Here is a 926-nt window from a genome sequence, read left to right as displayed (position 1 = left end):
CGGTGGGGGTGGGTGCGGGGACGACGAAGGGGGTGGGCGCCGCCCCCGACGCGACGCCCACCCCACCGGCGCGCCGAGGCAGGGACCAGGGCGCGCCGGGCCTCAGGCGAGCTCGTCGAACCTCCGCAGCAGGACCGCGAGGGCCTGGCGCGTCACCGGCTGGGACGGCCGGAACGTGCCGTCCGGCATGCCCCGGACGACGCCGGCCCCGGCCGCCCACGCGATCGCCTCGACGCTCGGGTGCCAGTCCTGCACGTCGTGGAACGGCGCGCGGCCGGCGGGCGCGGGGCTGCCGATGGCTCGGTGCAGGGCGAGCACGAGCTCCTGGCGGCGCGCCGGACGCGAGGGCCGGAAGCTGCCGTCGGCGTGCACGAGCACCAGCCGGTGCCGGACCGCCCAGCCGATCTCCTGCGCGAACGGGTGGGCCGCGGACACGTCGTCGGCGACCATCCCGAGGGACGGAGCGGCGACGTCGTCCGCACCGGCGTAGCGGAACAGCGCGCGGGCCAGCTCGGCCCGCTCGACCGGCTGCAGCGGCCCGAACGTGCGGTCGGGGCGGACGTCGAGGAGCCCGAGGCGGGCGAGCCAGGCGATCTCCGGCGCGAAGCGGTGACCCGGCGGGACGTCGACGAGCCCGGTCCGCGCTGCGGGGGGCCGGGCGGGTGCGGTGAGGTCCATCTCGGTCCTTCCACGGAGGGTCACCCCCGACGGTAGGGAGCCGACGTGTCGACCGGGTGGCGCCCGTGTGAACACCTGACGACACGTCCCCGACCACCCCCACGCCCACGCCCACCACAACGCGGCCGACACCCGACCCGGCCGCACCACGGTCGACGGACCATCGGGGAGACCTTGCCGCGGAGAACGCGGGTGATCCTCCCCAGAGACGGGGCGAGGCGGGCCGGGCGGGCGGGCGGCCGGGCGGG

Annotated in this window: 1 protein-coding gene; it reads right to left on the bottom strand. The window is 78.1% G+C overall.

The window, feature by feature from the left end:
- Positions 1–102: 102 nt before the first annotated feature.
- A complete protein-coding gene (locus N866_RS19105; protein ID WP_034229879.1) occupies positions 103–678 on the bottom strand; it encodes an S-layer homology domain-containing protein in 576 nt (191 codons plus the stop codon).
- Positions 679–926 lie beyond the last annotated feature (248 nt).

This window comes from Actinotalea ferrariae CF5-4 (genome assembly GCF_000603945.1).
GTDB lineage: Bacteria > Actinomycetota > Actinomycetes > Actinomycetales > Cellulomonadaceae > Actinotalea > Actinotalea ferrariae.
The sequence above is the reverse complement of the archived record's forward strand: the minus strand, read 5'-3'. Positions and strand labels throughout refer to the sequence as shown.

What these genes read in the sequence shown, in the direction of transcription:
- N866_RS19105 (WP_034229879.1), bottom strand. Translation starts at nt 678, where the DNA reads ATGGACCTCACCGCACCCGCCCGGCCCCCCGCAGCGCGGACCGGGCTC.